Origin of the sequence: Bacillus cereus group sp. MYBK95-2, from assembly GCF_051915225.1 — a bacterium.
Taxonomy (GTDB): domain Bacteria; phylum Bacillota; class Bacilli; order Bacillales; family Bacillaceae_G; genus Bacillus_A; species Bacillus_A cereus.
This window is the reverse complement of record NZ_JBQAEH010000006.1, coordinates 83,902-100,358: the sequence shown is the minus strand read 5'-3', so window position 1 is coordinate 100,358 and position 16,457 is coordinate 83,902. Positions and strand designations below refer to the sequence as shown.

Here is a 16,457-nt window from a genome sequence, read left to right as displayed (position 1 = left end):
TTTTTATAAAAGGAGAAGGTACTACATCCTTAGTAGTACCTTCTTCACATACAAATATAAACTATTATTTAATTACTCTATCTAAGTGATCTTTCAAGTTCAATAAATATTGTTCAATATCCGGATTCTTCACCACATCATAACAAGCAAAACTCTTTAACGGACTCATACCGAGAAACTTTTGCACGCGGTGTAAATGACTAAGCGCTGATTCTAAACTTTCTCCTTCAAAGAACTTCGTCTTATCTCCAAATGCTTTTTCAGGTGCATTCCAAGTTGTAGAGAACATATACTCTTTCTCTTTTAATAAACCACCTGTTCCATATTCATCTGCACCTTTAAAGAACAAACCGTATTCATATACTTCATCCATATACGTTTTAAATAAGCCCGGTACACTAAACCAATAAATCGGTGTTTGATAAATAACAACATCGGCCCATAAAAACTTATCTTGTTCTTCTTTAATATTGTAACCATCTTGAATCGTTGTTGTTTTCACATGATGATTCTCGCCTAATACAGTAACCATATAATCTACTAACGTTCTATTTAATCGTCCTTCCTTTGTACCGTATTTTTCATGTCCATTTATAATAAATATATTTTTCATTACTTTTCTCTCCCCTATATGATCTACTCTTCGGCTATTAAGCCGAGTTGCTGCTGTAGTGTAAGATTATCTTCTAAATGCCAATCTTCCGTTATCTTTCCGTCTTTCACATGTAAAATATCAATTGCAAAAAAATTAATTTTCTTACCATTATGCGTTCCTGTAAAAGAAAGACGGGCTGTTACTTTATCACCAACAACTAATAAGTCTTCAATCTCACAATGTATATCAGGCACAACTTTACGAAAATTTTGCGCTGCAAACTTTAATCCTTCAATGCCTTGTGGTCGCCCTTTCGGCAATGTATTATCGAAGAAATCTTTAGTAACAGTCTGCGGAATAAGTTCCTCCTTACCTGTATCCCAAAATGCATAAAAACGCTGCGCCGCATGAACCATTTCTGTCGCTTCTTTTTTACTTAGTGAGGGATCAATTGTCATTGCTTTTGGCCTTGGCATTTCTTTTAATAACTGAACTTCACCTTTTTGTTCCGCGCCGCATGCTACAAGCACAATACAAATAACAAACAAACTAAGGAATCCAAATAACTTTTTTATCCCCATGGAAATCACCACCTCCTCATATAAATCCTTTATGTTTCGTATTACTATTGTATATGCACTAACTTCCTTTATGGAAGTAGTGATATTTTTTTCATATAGTTACCAAAAGTATAGTTTTGTGATACTATAAAGCAAATTCATCTAAAAAAATTTTATGGAGGCTAGTTCCATGAGCAATATAGATCCAGTTGAATTAACGAAAGGTTTACCGGGCATACCTTGTCCTATCGCTAAAACGCTTGATGTAATTAGTACAAAATGGACATTTTTAATCATTCGTGATCTTCTTATCGAAGGAACATTACGCTTTAGTGATTTACAAAAATCAATGGATGGGATTAGTCCAAAAACATTATCGCTTCGACTAAAGGAATTAGAATCTCAAGGCATTATAACGAGAAAAGTATATCCAGAAGTTCCGCCTCGTGTAGAGTACACATTAACGGATAAAGGAAAGCAATTAGAGGGGATTTTTATTGAATTAAAACGGTTTGGATTAAGTTTATAAAACAAAAACCCCTTACCGTCGTAAGGGGTTTTATTACTTCGCAAAACTCTCAGCCAGCTGTTTCTCTCTCCACATAAATGTAATGCCGAGACCAATTATTAAAACAACGCCTGAAAATGCATATGGATAATGAATATTCATATCAAATAATATTCCGCCCATCGCTGGCCCTGCGATATTTCCTAAACTCGTATAAGTCGAGTTCATCCCAGCAACGAATCCTTGCTCTTTTCCAGCTGCTTTTGATAAAAACGTCGTTAAAGCTGGACGAAGTAAATCAAATGCTAAGAAAATGAAGCAAGTAACGAGAAGTACAATCCAATAATTAAAGACTACAGTTGAGACGAATGCTAATACTGCACCTACAATTAAACATATTTGGATTAATACTTTCTCACCGAACATGTCTACCAATTTGCCAAACATAAATACTTGCACAACTACCCCAAAGATTGAACTGATTGTAATAATTGCTGCAATATCTTTCGGCGAGAAACCAAATTTATGATCAGAAAATAAGCTAAACACTGTTTCATACGCTGATAATCCGAATGCGAGTACAAATACGATAATAAATGCAATTGCATACATTGGATGTAATGATTTCTTTAAATCACCAATAAAACTTGATTCTTTCGTATTAGAAGAAATCTCTGCAAGTTCTTCTTTCGTTAACGGTTCTTTTAAAATAAAGATTGAAATCACACATGCTATAAAGGCAATTGCTGCTGCAACGAAAAACGGCACACGTATGCCGTATTCTGCAATAAATCCGCCGATTCCAGGCCCTATAATGAATCCAGTACTAATAGCCGCAGATAAGTATCCCATCGCCTTTGGACGTTCCTGAATAGATGTAATATCCGCAACATATGCCGTAACACCAGGCATAATAAAAGCAGCACTAATTCCGCCTAATACCCTTGCTACATAAAGCATCCACACATCTTTTCCTAATCCAAAAAGAAGCTCTGAAACACCAAAAATAAATAATCCAATGATTATCATTTTCTTCCTACCGTAAAGATCAACCCACCGGCCTGTAATAGGTGAAGTAATGAGCTGTGCCATTGCAAACACTGCAACGAGATATCCCATCGTCTTCCCTGTTAAATGCATATCATTCATAAAGGACGGCATAACCGGAATGATTAATCCAATCCCTAGAAAAGCGATAAATATATTACTCAAAAGAATGACCAATACCATCTTTTGTTCTTTTATCGGTTTCTTCACTTTTTAACACCTCTTCCCGTAAGTTCCTCTCAAAAAATAATACCCAAGAAGCTTTTTCTTTATCCTGCTCTTTGCGGGCTAGTAATGAGTGAAGATGCCTCCACTCATTAGAATTTCACTCTATCCTTCCACACATACATAAGCATTAGGTGAATGACTATCATTCAGTTTTCCTCAAAAATGAACCTACCTTTTCAGACAGGCTCATCTTACTACTTCTTTATATGTAGTGCATGTGTTAAAAAATCTAGTACTTCTGCCTTTTGTAGCTCGACTTGCTCATCATCTTTATGATCATATAAATAAACTTGTTCCGCTGCTGATTCAACAAGAGCGATAAATAACTTCGCTGTTCGTTCTGCGTGAACCGAATCACGAATTTCACCAGCTTCTTTCGCCTCACTTAAAAATTCGCTTAACCACATATAAAGAGGCTCATACACAGCTTCCCACTCTTTTATATGTTCTGTAGATGCAAGACCCGCATACATTAAAGCTTGTATTTCACGGTATTCCTCTATAAAGTGAAACACTGCATCGATTACTTGTGCCACTTTATTTGAAAAAGGTACATCTTTTTGTACTTTCTCTTTCACTGCAAGTATCATCTTTTCAACCATCACTTCTGCTATTGCAGGCATAACAGATAGCTTAGAAGGAAAATATAAATAGAAAGTTCCTTGCGCAATGCCAGCTAATTTCACGATATCAGAAATCTTCGTTTTTTCGACGCCCTTTTCCTGAAACACTTCAATAGCTGCATAGACAATTTTCTCTTTTTTATTCATCATCTAAACCCTTTCACACGCATATTGAATGACTGTCACTCATTTTATAAGATAATCGATTGTACTGTCAATGATAGTGAACTCTAAGAGGAAATCATTTTTTTATAATAAAATCTCCTAATAAACAATTAGGAGATAAAAATACAATATATCTTTAAGAAAGTGCCTTTAATCCTGTCACTCCACATACAATAAGAAACACACTAATGATACGCGCTTTACTTTTCGACTCACCAAACAAGAACATGTTTAACAAAACTGCACCTGCTGTTCCGATACCAATCCAAACCGCATACGCGACACTTACTTGTAAAAATAAGAAGGAAGTATACAAAAATGCGAAGGATGTAGCAAACCCGCCTATATAAATCGCACCATTGGCCAATGTCTTATCTTTACTATACATTTTAAGTCCTATCACACCGACTATTTCACTAATTGCAGCACAAAATACGAAAAACCAACCCATTTTTAAGCAGCTCCTTCCACAGTTTCTTCTTTATTATCAGCTAGCTTTAAACCGATAACGCCGGCTACTACCATAAGAATGAAGAATAGTTTGCCTGCGCTGAAACTTCCACCGAAAAGAAATACATCCATTAAGAAAGTACCTACCGTACCAGCTCCGGCGAAAACAGCATATACAGTCCCTGTTGCAAGATGTTCACACGCTTTAGAAAGGAAGTGAAAATCAATAGCAATAACTCCTAAAATAATAATCCAATGCCACCAAGTATTAGCCGTATTAAAACCAAACACCCAAAAAATTTCAAAGATACATGTTAATATGACATATAACCAAGCTCTATTTTTCATACCTCTCACCTCTTATGACTGACTATCAGTCATTTTGTTTTAAAAAAATATACTCTTTCATCAATACTATATAAAAACAACTATCATCCTCATTTACCATTGTATTTGTTCCACTTCTAAGCTAACTGCATCCTGGCACATAAAAATGACTGAATGTCATTCATATATATTGTACATGAACATTTTAAAAACTGTCAATGCCGAAAGTTTATTTAAAATTTCTTTCATCTGATTTGTATATTTCTCAATAATCTGTCAATACTGCTAGTAACATAATATTTTCTCCACTCCCCCTTGGAGAGATCCCTTGAATGGAGCAGTTAGCTTTTGCTAGCTGCTCTTTTTTATTTGTCCGCACACTTATGATGAAATACTCATAGATCAAATCCATTTTTCATCACATAACAACATCTATTTATTTTCCAATGAGCTTTTGTATGCACTAATTTTATTCTCGAGCATCTTCTCTGTAACTTCTAAGTTTTCTCTTTGAATCTGAATAGATTTCCTATGATCTTCTAGGAGCTGTAAACGAGCTTCTGTTGTATGCTCCCCTTCTGTATATAATCTAGCGTATTCTCTTATTTTCGCTATTGGCATTTGCGTTTGTTTTAATTTCATTACAAACTGCAACCACTTTATATGTGACTCTTCGTAAAGTCGATTTCCATTTGTATCACGATTTGCAATTAATATATTTTCCTTTTCATAATAACGTAGTGTATGTGTGCTCACGCCTAATAATTTTGCTACCTCGCTAATTGTGTACATACTAAAACTCCCTTCACATGCTTACCCTCATATATTTTATAACCGTATCAAATTTATAAAAAACGTTTGACTTAGAGTATACTCTAACAAATACAATCTAACCATAAATGAATTTGAATTTAGGGGGATTTTATATGAAATACACTGTTATTACTGGCGCAAGTTCCGGAATTGGTTATGAAGCAGCTTTAGCATTTGCATCTCGCGGAAAAAATTTAGTACTTGTAGCTCGAAGACAAGAAGAATTAAACGAATTAAAATTGAAAATTAACGAAATGCATCCAGAATTGGATGTTGTCATTCGAAAAACTGATTTATCTGTTACTGAAGATGTTTATAAACTTTATGAAAGCCTACAATCTTTTCAAATTGAAACGTGGATTAACAACGCAGGTTTTGGTAATTTCGCCTCAATTGCTGAACAAAATTTAAATAAAATCGAGACGATGTTGCATGTCAATATAGAAGCACTAACAATACTCTCTTCTCTTTTCGTTCGAGATTATTCAATGGTTGACGGAACACAGCTTATTAACGTTTCATCGGGCGGCGGATACACAATTGTTGCTGATGCTGTTACGTATTGCGCTACGAAATTCTATGTAAGTGCATTTACAGAAGGGCTGTCTCACGAACTGAAAGAACAAGGCGCAAAACTGCAAGCAAAAGTTTTAGCTCCTGCTGCAACTGAAACAGAATTTGCGAAGCGTTCATTTGATATTGATGAATTCCAATACGATAATGTTGTACCAAAATTCCACACTGCAAAACAAATGGCACAATTTATGCTCGACCTTTATGATAATGATAAAGTTGTAGGAATTGTCGACGGTTTAACGTATAACTATGAACTTAAAGATCCACTTTATAATTTTGCCGTGAGACAAAAGAATTCAAATTCTTAATAACCTGTCCATTTCTTATGGAAATATATGTTCCCACTATATATGTAAATAATAGTGGGAACTTTTTCTCTATAAAATTTTCATCCAACATACCGCACCATCGCCACTTCATCACAATAATCCACCTTTGGACAATGTCTACAATCAATCCATACTTTCTCTGGCAACGCTTCTTTATTTATAAAATCAAATCCACACTTTTGAAAAAATACTGTTTCATATGTTAAGGAAATTACTCTTCTTACATTTATTTTCGTAGCTTCCTCCATTACATGATTTACAAGCATACGCCCTATCCCTTTCCCTGCATATGTATGCGAAACTACTAACGATCGTATTTCTGCAAGATCTTCTCCTAATACATGCAAGCCAGCAACTCCAACAATTCTCTCGTCTTCTTTCATAACATATAAACATTGCAAATATTGATAAAGAGACAAAAGAGAACGTGGTAAAACAACTCCCTCTTTTGCATAAACCTCAATAAGACTATAAATTTCTTTCACATCACTCGTCACCGCATTACAGATTTTCATATTACATCCCCTTGCCCCTCAATATTAATATTTATAACTCGAAATGAATTTTAATTCATAATTTTATATAATAATACATCTCTCTTTTCTCCTCGTCAATCAATTTATACAAACAAAAAACCAAGCAATCTAATCGATGCTCGGTTCCTCATTTCGTATCGGCAATACCGTCGAATATTTAATTTCACGAAGTGCTAAACTTGTCTGTATCCTTGTAATACCAAGCTTATTCAACTTTCTAATAAACTGCTCTAGTTCTTTACGATCACGATTTGCAACCTTTAATAAATAATCGTACTCTCCTGTTAAACAGTGACATTCTAACACTTCCGGCATCGATTCTAATTCTTTCTCCAACACTTCCAACTTGTCAAATTGATGAATATTCGTACTCATAAAAATAAAACATAATAAATCAAACCCAAGCTTTTCTTGATTTAAAATCGCAACTTGCTTATCGATGAAACCTTCCCCATCCAATCTTTTTATTCTTGCATGCATCGCAGCCGGTGATAAATTAACGCGACGTGCCAGCTCTGCATTACTTACTTGTGACTCCTTCTGCAATATATCTAAAATTTGTACATCCAAATCATCCAACACTTTAATAACAGACGACTCCATTACAATTCCCCCTTTTTTCTTACCGATGATTATTCGAAAAAACACCTTATACCTTACAAAAAACTGAATATCATTCCGTAAATATCATTCGCAACTAAAGATTTTATCGAGTTTTCACCATTATAAAAAAGAATATATTACATAATAAAGAAAAATGCTAAAATTATTTACAATTCGTATTGATTACAAAAAAGGGGATTTTAGCATGCCTTATTTTTACGTCTTTTTACTATTACTAACGAGCTTATTATGGGGAGGAAATTTTGTCGTTGGAAAATCACTCGTCGATCATGCATCGCCGATGACATTGACAAATTTAAGATGGATGATTGCGATTGTTTGTTTATTACCGATGGTATGGTTTAAAGAAAAGAAAATCCTTCCACCACGTACCGCAATACTTCCTTTAATATTGATGGGAATTTCAGGGGTCGCTCTTTTTAACATCTTTCAATTTTTAGCATTAGAAAAAACATCCGCTACGAATGTAGGTCTTATCTCTACATTGAATGCAATTTCAATCGCATTATTTTCAGTATTATTTCTAAAAGAAAAAGTAAATACACTTCAAATCCTATCCATGATTCTTTCATTCTTCGGGGTTATCCTCGTCCTATTAAAAGGTGATTTCTCGCTTTTATTTTCACTACATTTTAATAGCGGCGATTTATGGATGATTGCAGCAGTTTGTATTTGGGGAATCTATTCTGTTTGTAGTAAATGGGCAACAAAAACAACTACACCACTTATGGCAACGTTGTACTCTGGTATTTTCGGCGTTATTTTATTACTACCGTTTAACATAGGTAGCTTCACTGTTTCAAATATAAATACTTCTTTCATCACATCACTTTTATATACTGGGCTTATTTCGACAGTTCTTTGTATGGTATTTTGGAATATTGGCGTACAAAAATTAGGCGCAACTACATCAGGTATTTTTCTAAACTTCAATCCAATTTTCACAGCCATTTTAGCATTCATATTCCTCGGAGAAGAATTAACGTGGATACAAATTTTAGGGACAATTGTCGTTGTAACAGGATGTTATTTATTTTCTCATTTTAAAACTGTTGCCGTTCAGCCTGTTAGACCTTTAATGCGAAAACATTCTTAATGAAAAAACATCGTCATCTGGGTTGGCGATGTTTTTATTTTCTCTTCATTTCTTTTATATACTGCTTTTCCTCTTCTGGCGATAAACGTTCCGTCGCCTTGCCAGTATCTCCACCTTGAAGGCTCCATAAAAAGTTATGCTCCTCAACAGTTTGAGAAAAATCTCCTTTTTCCCATCTATTTATAATAGAAAATAACTTCATTTTATATTGAAAACCTGTACTATTTTCAATATCTCTTTTTACATTAGAAATTTCCTTTTTTGTCATCTCTACAAATCCCCATTTTTCAGAGGATTTTACCTTTTGGTGCACCATTTTATGCATAGTAGAAATAATTTCACCTTCACTAATTTGCGGGGCTTCTTCTGCAGCTTTTTTCTCTTTTTCGTTTGCCGCTCGCTCGGTTTGAATATTTGTATTTTCCTTTTCCACATATGCAAGCAATTTCTTTCCGCCAACTATAGAAGAGATGATTACCATAATGGTAATACATATACCTACAATCCATTTAAAAAGCATTAGCTCTTCATCGCTTCCCTAACAATATGACTATCTACATACTGCTTAAACTTCACGATTTTTCCATTTTCAAGCTGCCATACATGAACAAATTCTGCTTCAAATGATTTTCCTGTTTCTTTATAAACTCCAGAATACATACCTTCAGCAACAATTACATCTTTTCCGTTTACTTCATGATATGTATTTACACTTGCTTTATAATCATCCCAGTCTGATCCTAAACGGCTAAATACATTTTCCATTATAGCTTCTACGCCTTTATATGTTCCGCCGTACGGGAAACCTTCTGCCTCTGTCCATTCCACTTTTTCAGAGAAGGCTTCTGCTAAATGCTTTGCATTCGAAGACGCTGATCCTTCATACGTGCTTTGAATAATTTCTAAATTTGATTTAGGCATATTACTTCCTCCCGTTTATTTATTTTTACACAAGATGTAACCTATACAGTTACATATTGTGTAAAAAAATATTTAAATTGTTTTACTCTTAATCTATTTGTTGTAATCATTATAGTTACAATACTTCTTCAAGTCAACATTTATAAATAAAATTTACTTCGTTTTCATTACTTTCTCTTTTAAGAAACGATCTACATATCCTTCTGCTTTTACTACGAATAAATACGCACCCATTGATAATAATGCAAGATCTAATTCATATCCTGGATTCTTTCCATCTCCTAATAAACCTGCTGCTCCATTTACCTTTACGATAGCTCCAGCTAAAATAAGAGCGAATAACAATCCTACATATCGTACACCTAAACCGATAATTAATAATATACCACCAACTAATTCTACAGTTGCTACGCCGTATGCAAGGCCACCTGGTAAACCGATGCTTGTAAACCATCCTGCTACATTATCGATACCTGATTGAAACTTTGCTAAACCGTGTGCAAAGAACGTAACTCCTAACACGATACGAATAATTAAATTCCCAATATATTGATTCATTTTGAACTCTCCTTTTTGTTTTGTTATGGTGAACTTTTATTTACAAGTCAAAACAATACGGTATTTTATTTCATTCGTCAAATACTTTTTTAAAGAAAACAAAAAACATTATCCGTTTTACGGATAATGTTTTCCTACAAAATAGCGCTAATTCAAGCTTTTATTCTATCGCATAGAAAAAGTTGAAACATTTTTCCAGCGCCAATATAAGGCAGTAAAGAAACGTCCTCTTCCACAACTATTCCAACAACATTCACTTTCTCATCTACAGGTAAATCATGTGTAGCAACTTGCATCTCCCCTGCATATCTACTGTACAATTCATTATCAATTGTAATGCTGCCTTTCTTTCTTACAATTGTATGCATCGGCTGTAAAACCACTCTATTTCCTTCCCTTGATTCTACAGATCGAATAACATCACGAGCCGGATCTAGTCTATTTGTATGCACTTGCTCCACCACTTTTAATACTTCTTTATCAGTTATAAATGATTTGTAACGCAATGGAATAATCCCTCTACTCGCACTAGCTACTTCTTGCATACTTTCCAAACTTGCGCTTATATCTCCAATCAATACTTTATCAACACCACAATCTTGAACAAGTTCTAAGTACGCTTCAAGCGGGCGCATATTGCGATGTTTTTCTAACGTTGGTAACCCTTCATATAACGGACCACGTTTTTCCGCATCTCCTGGAATAAATGCCATCGTTTTTATTCCGCACTCCTGTAAATATTGATTTTGTTTTTGTAAGAAGGACTTTGCTAGTCCCGTCTCTGGACGTGGATAAAAATTATGCCACGCTTCTACATTCTCTACTCTTATATGTTCTGCAAGTAATTCTTTCCAAAATGGCTTTGTAATCGTACTCGCATTTAAAGCTACTTTCATCTTATGAGATACGCTTGCAATTTCTTTTGGCGCAATGCCGTAATCCATTCTTAAACCGGTAATGCCCCAGTCCAATAGTTCTTCCACATTTTCATATGTTAGCCCTAAATGATGTAACGATTTTGGAGAAACATCAACCATTAACTCCATTTCATGTGCAAGAGCTTGTTTCCCTAATATTTGAATTAACTCTTTATACGTATTTGGATCATCTTCTGGAATGTGCAGTGATGTAAAAATAGATGTAAACCCATTTTCCTTCGCTACTTTTAGCCACTCTTCTTGTTTCTCTACTCGTTCTTTTGAAAGATAAATGGAAACTCCGATCATATAAATCTCCCTTTCTATTAATAGAAAAAGAGAAAGGAATCCCTTTCTCTATATGTTTTCTGCCATTTCTTCTTTAAATCCGAAGAAATACGTAAAGATAAATCCGAAAGCATATGCAATTACTAAACCTAAGAAATAGAGTAAATATTTATTGTCAGCAATTAACGGAATTAAAGATAGCCCTGATACGCCAATTCCAAGAGAAGCTGTTTGCATAACTGCTTGGAATGCACCACCGACAGCCGCTCCTAAACAAGCAGTAATAAACGGTTTCCCAAGTGGTAATGTCACCCCGTATAATAACGGCTCACCAATTCCTAAAAAGCCAACTGGCAATCCACCTTTAATTACATTTCGAAGTCGTTTGTTTTTTGTTTTCACATAAATCGCAATTGCTGCGCCCACTTGGCCAGCACCAGCCATTGCGAGCACTGGTAATAAAGGTGTTACGTGTGTTTGATTAATAAATTCCATATGAATTGGTGTTAAACCGTGATGCAATCCGACCATAACGAGAGGTAAAAATGTTCCCGCAAGTACTGCGCCAGCAAATGCTCCGCCAATATTTAAAATAGCATTAATTCCGCTCGTAATACCATCTGATAAGAAACCTGCTAATGGCTGAATGGCTAACATCGTTACGATACTTACAACTAATACAGTAATGAGTGGTGTCACGATAATATCAACTGCGTTTGGCACTGCTTTTCGAACTTGTCTTTCCACTACAACCATAAGCCATGCCGCAAAAATAACTGCAAACAATCCGCCCCGTCCGGGCACTAATGCTTCACCAAACAATTTTACGTTTGCCATCGCCGGGTTGAAAATTAAAATACCAGCAATTGCCCCAAGAACCGGTGTCCCGCCAAATTCTTTCGCTGTATTCCAGCCGACTAAAATTCCTAAGAATGTAAAGATACCGCCGCCAATGAGTAGTAACATTTGTAACCACGTTGCATTTGGATCAGCACCAGCATTTTTCGCAAAGTTAGCAACCCCGTTTATAATTCCTGACGCAACAAGCCCCGGAATTAATGGGATGAAAATACTTCCTATTTTTCGTAAAAAGTTTTTCACCGGTGTATTATTTTTCTTCTTAATCTCTGATTTCATCTCTTGCCCAATATCTTCAAGGTGATGATCTGCTACCTCACCAATTCGTAGTCCTGTCAAACCTTCCATTTCAGCTGCTACTTTATTTACTGTTCCTGGACCAACGACAACTTGAAGCGTCTCATCTTCTATAACACCCATAACGCCTTCAACTTTTTTCAAAAGGTCCATATTTACTTTACTTTCATCATGAAGCGTTAAACGTAGTCTCGTCATACAATGAGCAATACTACGAATATTTTTTATTCCACCAAGTTGCTCCGAAATTTCCTTGGCCATTCTCTCTTCTTTCTTCATAATAGAATCCCCCTCCCTATTACTTTATAGTGCTTTCTTCACAAACCCTTTTGCGTATTTTAGTTTCTCCAGTGCTTCCCCATACTCACACTGCAACAACACCATAACAATGGCAGCTTTTACGTTACGTTCTGCCTTTTCATAATACTCTGCCGCTACTTCATAACTAGCGCCTGTTGCTTCCACAATAATTCGTTTTGACCGTTCTACTAACTTTTCATTTGTGGATTGAACATCTACCATTAAGTTTTTATATACTTTTCCTACACCAATCATCGAAGCTGTTGAAATCATATTCAGCACTAATTTTTGTGCTGTACCAGCTTTTAAACGCGTTGATCCTGTTAATATTTCTGCACCTGTCTCTACTTCCACATTTAACTTTGCATATTTACTTATTTCAGCATTTTTATTACAAGAAATACTCGCTGTACTCGCTCCTACGCTCTGTGCGTATTTCAAGCCGCCAATTACGTAAGGAGTTCTGCCACTGGCAGCAATTCCAATCACTGTATCTTTCTCATTTAATCCAATACATTTTAAATCTTCTTCTGCTAACTCTTCGCGATCTTCGGCACCTTCCACCGCCTTAGTAAACGCTTTCAATCCACCTGCTATAAATCCTTGCACCATTTTATCATCCGTGCCAAATGTCGGCGGACATTCCACTGCATCTAGAATACCTAAACGACCACTCGTACCAGCACCAATGTAAATTAAGCGTCCCTCTTCTTCAAAAGATTGAATAACAGTCTGTACAACCTTTTCAATTTGTTCTATCTCTTTTTCAACTGCTAACGCAACAGTTCGATCTTCTTCATTCATACTTTGCAACACTTCTTTTATGCTCATTTCATCCAGATTCATTGTTTTCTCATTACGATGTTCTGTCGATAAATTTTCTAACATATTTCCACCCTCTTTGAAATTATATTTCACACTTTTATTATAACTTTAAGAAACTAAAAATCAATAACTCTTTCTTATTTTATGAAATAAAATTTCACGACATGACATATTTTTGTCAAAGATATTAAAGTGAAACTTTAATCAGTGGGGGTTTTGTTCATCCCCACTGATTATTAGCCCGCACCACTCGGGCTTTTACGGGCAGTTAATCCCCCACCTAACTTTCTTTGCTTCCGCTGAATTTTGAAGTGGGGGGCTTACTGCCCGTTAACGGGATAAAAAAAAGATGAGTCTCCTCATCTTTTCTTCTACTTTAACTTCCGTAACCGCAACGCTTCTTCTCGCGTCTCCATAAATTGATCCAATACTTTATTACCAATTCGGTTGAAAGTAATCACATATAAAGCATCAATCATATTCAGTTGCGTCATTCTCGACGCAATACTTGCAATACGATGATCTTGTTCTACATCTGGCATACAAAGACGAATGTCCGCTGCTTTATATAGGGGGGATGATTGATCTAGCTTCGTAATTCCAATAACAGTTGCACCTTGTCTCTTTGCATACTGCGCCATTTCAAGCACATCTCTCGTTCGACCAGATGTTGAAATCGCAACAAATATATCGCCTTCTTTTAAATTCGTCACAAGTGGCAACATCATATGAAAATCAGATAGCATCATCGCCGTAAATCCAAGCCGCGTAAATTTATAAGCCCCGTCCATTGCTGGCGTAGCTGATCCGCCTACTCCGTAAAATATAATTTTGCCCGCATTGACAATACGATCCGCTGCTTTCTCAAGTTCCCTCTTATCTATTGCAGTAACACTCGCCTCAATTGCAGCTTTATTCACATAAGTAACTTTATTAAATAAATCATACGGTCCATCTTCTGTATTCATCACTGAAAAATCGTTAATATTATAATCAGCAATCGTTAATTCACGAACGAGTGCTATCTTAAATGCTTTAAAACTTCCGATTCCAATCGATTTACAAAAGCGAACGACACTCGCTTCACTTGCTCCTGCATTCGTTGACACTTCTTTCGTCGTTAAATTCGGTACAATCTCTGCATTCTCCATTATGTACATGGCAACCTTCTTCTCAGCTGGTGAAAATTGATCCATATTACTTTCAATTTTAAATAGTAATGTTGAAGCTTTCACTATTTAACCTCCACTTCTTACGGTTGCGTTCACTTATTTTCTCTTGCTTCAAGAAGGTAATAACCATCATCGCCAGGAGGATGAAACACATTTACAATGCGATTCCCTTTTTGATAAACAGTTCTTTCCCCCTCTGTCCACTTCTTTTCCCAACCGTTCATCCAAATCGCAACATCAGGTAAAAAAGCAGTATATTTCAGCTTCTGACCGTACTCACCATCTGCTTCTTCCGAAAAAATAGAAACCGGAAAATCTTTCACTTTTGATTCTTTCCATGCAGTAAATGGTATACATACTGCAATAAGTACGATTACACCGATAACCTTCTCCTTCGTAATCTTCACACTTCCCTCTCCTTGTCATATCACATACATAGATTTTACCATAATTACAAACCCTTCATGCTATATGATCATTGCTTTTGGGAATAAAAAAAGAGCTTACCTACATCAGATAAGCCCTTCCTGTCTATACAAAATATTTCTTCAAAAGTGGCGGTGTAATAATCGTCGTCAATATAACAACAATAACAATCGCTGTGAAATTTTCTTTCGCTAATAAATTCGCCGTAAGTCCATTTGCTGCGATGATAAGCGCTACTTCACCACGTGATACCATCCCCGCACCAATACTGATAGAAGATTCGCGATTAAATCCTGTCAGTCTTGCGCCTAAGCCGGATCCGATTAACTTTGTGAAAATCGCAACGAGAGTCATAATAATAATGAACCAAAGCTGACTTCCAATGCCTTGAAATGTAATTTCCATTCCGATACTTACGAAGAATACTGGAACAAATATTGCATAAGCAATCGGTTCAATTTTATGTTCCACTTCATGCTTATACTCTGTTTGAGAAATAGCAATTCCTGCTGCAAATGCTCCAATAATGCCTGCAATTCCCATCATTTCACTGTAATAAGAAAAAGAGAAACAAATAATAAGAGCCGCGCTAATTAACGCTTCTGTTACACGAAGCGGGACAAGCATTTTCATAATCCAAGGAACGACTTTCCAAGCAATAAAAACAATACTTACAAAGAAAATAATTTTCTTTACAATGACAAGTGTTATATTCACATCTTGTGTTCCTAAAAAACTCATTACAAATGCTAATAAAATAACGACAATGACATCATCAAATACGGCAGCACCTAAAATTGTTGTACTTTCTCTCGTATTCATTTTTCCTAGATCACGTAGCGTCTGCACCGTAATACTAACCGATGTTGCGCAAAGTAATAACCCTAAAAAAATGGCATGGGATTGTATTAATCCAAACAGCAATCCTGTTACATAACCACCGATGAAAGGAAAAATAATTCCACCGGCCGCTACTGCAAACGACGATTTCAAATTCCGATTTAACTCTTCTAAATCTGTTTCAAGTCCCGCCATAAACATAAGTAACAAAACACCAATCTCACTCAATTCATCAATCAGTTCAGAACTATTAATAATACCAAGTACAGCCGGACCGATAATAATACCGACAATTAACTTACCAAGTACAGAAGGCTGACCAAGTCTTACACTAATGTCACCAGCTAATTTCGTACAAAGTAAAATGACGACAAGTTCAAAATAAAATAACATAGCATCTGCTCCTACTTTAACTTTAATCAGTGGGTCGTTAACCCCCGTCCATTTCTGCAAGTAGTTTCCCCTATTGATCCGCATTTTATTTGTCATATTTTTATTTGACAAAATATTCTGAATTATATTAAGATTAATCCAGCAATTTTAAAAAACTACATACCATAACTGCACCTCCACTTCCT

The 16,457-nt window shown here is 35.7% G+C and carries 21 protein-coding genes; 3 read left to right on the top strand and 18 right to left on the bottom strand.

The genetic code is table 11. The features are described from left to right. Positions 1-64 precede the first annotated feature (64 nt). Together ACTFN4_RS19955 and ACTFN4_RS19950 are read right to left on the bottom strand one after the other, a co-directional pair. Complete coding sequence (locus ACTFN4_RS19955) at positions 65-613, bottom strand: NAD(P)H-dependent oxidoreductase (protein ID WP_006917044.1); 549 nt, start codon at positions 611-613, stop codon at positions 65-67. A gap of 23 nt (positions 614-636) precedes the next feature. Further along, positions 637-1,176: an ester cyclase gene (locus ACTFN4_RS19950; RefSeq protein WP_242292428.1), complete on the bottom strand. Its 540-nt coding sequence runs from the start codon at positions 1,174-1,176 to the stop codon at positions 637-639. Positions 1,177-1,345: 169 nt separating this feature from the next. Here ACTFN4_RS19950 and ACTFN4_RS19945 point away from each other — a divergent pair, with 169 nt between their 5' ends. Further along, a complete protein-coding gene (locus tag ACTFN4_RS19945; RefSeq protein ID WP_000065115.1) occupies positions 1,346-1,684 on the top strand; it encodes a winged helix-turn-helix transcriptional regulator in 339 nt (112 codons plus the stop codon). 33 nt (positions 1,685-1,717) lie between these two features. On the opposite strand, the gene ACTFN4_RS19940 is transcribed toward ACTFN4_RS19945, so the two are convergent. From ACTFN4_RS19940 to ACTFN4_RS19920, 5 genes are all read right to left on the bottom strand, one after another. After that, entirely contained in the window at positions 1,718-2,920 is a 1,203-nt protein-coding gene (locus ACTFN4_RS19940; RefSeq protein ID WP_242292427.1) for an MFS transporter, read from the bottom strand. 212 nt (positions 2,921-3,132) lie between these two features. Continuing rightward, positions 3,133-3,711, bottom strand: coding sequence for a TetR family transcriptional regulator (locus ACTFN4_RS19935; RefSeq protein ID WP_003269603.1), 579 nt, complete (start codon positions 3,709-3,711; stop codon positions 3,133-3,135). 151 nt (positions 3,712-3,862) lie between these two features. Next, the gene (locus tag ACTFN4_RS19930; RefSeq protein WP_000539671.1) at positions 3,863-4,177 is read right to left on the bottom strand and encodes a DMT family transporter; all 315 of its coding nucleotides are present in this window, start codon (positions 4,175-4,177) and stop codon (positions 3,863-3,865) included. A gap of 2 nt (positions 4,178-4,179) precedes the next feature. Further along, positions 4,180-4,524 (bottom strand): DMT family transporter, encoded by a 345-nt coding sequence (locus tag ACTFN4_RS19925; protein WP_017656912.1) that lies wholly within the window; start codon positions 4,522-4,524, stop codon positions 4,180-4,182. Positions 4,525-4,935: 411 nt separating this feature from the next. Further along, on the bottom strand, positions 4,936-5,295 hold the full coding sequence (locus ACTFN4_RS19920) for a MerR family transcriptional regulator (protein ID WP_075677766.1): 360 nt from the start codon (positions 5,293-5,295) through the stop codon (positions 4,936-4,938). 134 nt (positions 5,296-5,429) lie between these two features. On the opposite strand from ACTFN4_RS19920, the gene ACTFN4_RS19915 reads away from it, so the two are divergent. Then, complete coding sequence (locus tag ACTFN4_RS19915; protein ID WP_075677768.1) at positions 5,430-6,200, top strand: SDR family NAD(P)-dependent oxidoreductase; 771 nt, start codon at positions 5,430-5,432, stop codon at positions 6,198-6,200. A gap of 80 nt (positions 6,201-6,280) precedes the next feature. On the opposite strand, the gene ACTFN4_RS19910 is transcribed toward ACTFN4_RS19915, so the two are convergent. Continuing rightward, entirely contained in the window at positions 6,281-6,736 is a 456-nt protein-coding gene (locus ACTFN4_RS19910) for an N-acetyltransferase (protein ID WP_000686663.1), read from the bottom strand. A 129-nt stretch (positions 6,737-6,865) separates the two neighbouring features. Further along, complete coding sequence (locus ACTFN4_RS19905; RefSeq protein ID WP_000446097.1) at positions 6,866-7,360, bottom strand: Lrp/AsnC family transcriptional regulator; 495 nt, start codon at positions 7,358-7,360, stop codon at positions 6,866-6,868. A gap of 205 nt (positions 7,361-7,565) precedes the next feature. Between ACTFN4_RS19905 and ACTFN4_RS19900 the strand changes: the two genes are divergently transcribed. Further along, positions 7,566-8,477: a DMT family transporter gene (locus ACTFN4_RS19900; protein WP_001146242.1), complete on the top strand. Its 912-nt coding sequence runs from the start codon at positions 7,566-7,568 to the stop codon at positions 8,475-8,477. A gap of 34 nt (positions 8,478-8,511) precedes the next feature. Here ACTFN4_RS19900 and ACTFN4_RS19895 read toward each other — a convergent pair whose 3' ends face one another. From ACTFN4_RS19895 to ACTFN4_RS19855, 9 genes are all read right to left on the bottom strand, one after another. Further along, the gene (locus ACTFN4_RS19895) at positions 8,512-8,997 is read right to left on the bottom strand and encodes a PRK06770 family protein (RefSeq protein ID WP_000897995.1); all 486 of its coding nucleotides are present in this window, start codon (positions 8,995-8,997) and stop codon (positions 8,512-8,514) included. After that, complete coding sequence (locus ACTFN4_RS19890; RefSeq protein ID WP_001126699.1) at positions 8,997-9,398, bottom strand: nuclear transport factor 2 family protein; 402 nt, start codon at positions 9,396-9,398, stop codon at positions 8,997-8,999. The genes ACTFN4_RS19895 and ACTFN4_RS19890 overlap by 1 nt, the downstream gene beginning before the upstream one ends. A gap of 153 nt (positions 9,399-9,551) precedes the next feature. Further along, the gene (locus ACTFN4_RS19885; RefSeq protein WP_001077751.1) at positions 9,552-9,956 is read right to left on the bottom strand and encodes a DoxX family protein; all 405 of its coding nucleotides are present in this window, start codon (positions 9,954-9,956) and stop codon (positions 9,552-9,554) included. Between the two features lie 152 nt (positions 9,957-10,108). Then, the gene (locus ACTFN4_RS19880; protein ID WP_439962693.1) at positions 10,109-11,182 is read right to left on the bottom strand and encodes a DUF871 domain-containing protein; all 1,074 of its coding nucleotides are present in this window, start codon (positions 11,180-11,182) and stop codon (positions 10,109-10,111) included. A gap of 48 nt (positions 11,183-11,230) precedes the next feature. Beyond that, positions 11,231-12,595 carry a PTS transporter subunit EIIC gene (locus tag ACTFN4_RS19875; RefSeq protein ID WP_000711293.1) on the bottom strand — a complete coding sequence of 455 codons (1,365 nt, stop codon included), beginning with the start codon at positions 12,593-12,595 and terminating at the stop codon, positions 11,231-11,233. Positions 12,596-12,619: 24 nt separating this feature from the next. Continuing rightward, the gene (gene murQ, locus ACTFN4_RS19870; protein ID WP_098214047.1) at positions 12,620-13,504 is read right to left on the bottom strand and encodes an N-acetylmuramic acid 6-phosphate etherase; all 885 of its coding nucleotides are present in this window, start codon (positions 13,502-13,504) and stop codon (positions 12,620-12,622) included. Between the two features lie 308 nt (positions 13,505-13,812). Beyond that, a complete protein-coding gene (locus tag ACTFN4_RS19865) occupies positions 13,813-14,676 on the bottom strand; it encodes a MurR/RpiR family transcriptional regulator (protein WP_439962692.1) in 864 nt (287 codons plus the stop codon). Positions 14,677-14,705: 29 nt separating this feature from the next. Continuing rightward, positions 14,706-15,020: a hypothetical protein gene (locus tag ACTFN4_RS19860; RefSeq protein WP_000704958.1), complete on the bottom strand. Its 315-nt coding sequence runs from the start codon at positions 15,018-15,020 to the stop codon at positions 14,706-14,708. 124 nt (positions 15,021-15,144) lie between these two features. Further along, positions 15,145-16,368 (bottom strand): cation:proton antiporter, encoded by a 1,224-nt coding sequence (locus tag ACTFN4_RS19855; RefSeq protein WP_063245573.1) that lies wholly within the window; start codon positions 16,366-16,368, stop codon positions 15,145-15,147. Positions 16,369-16,457 lie beyond the last annotated feature (89 nt).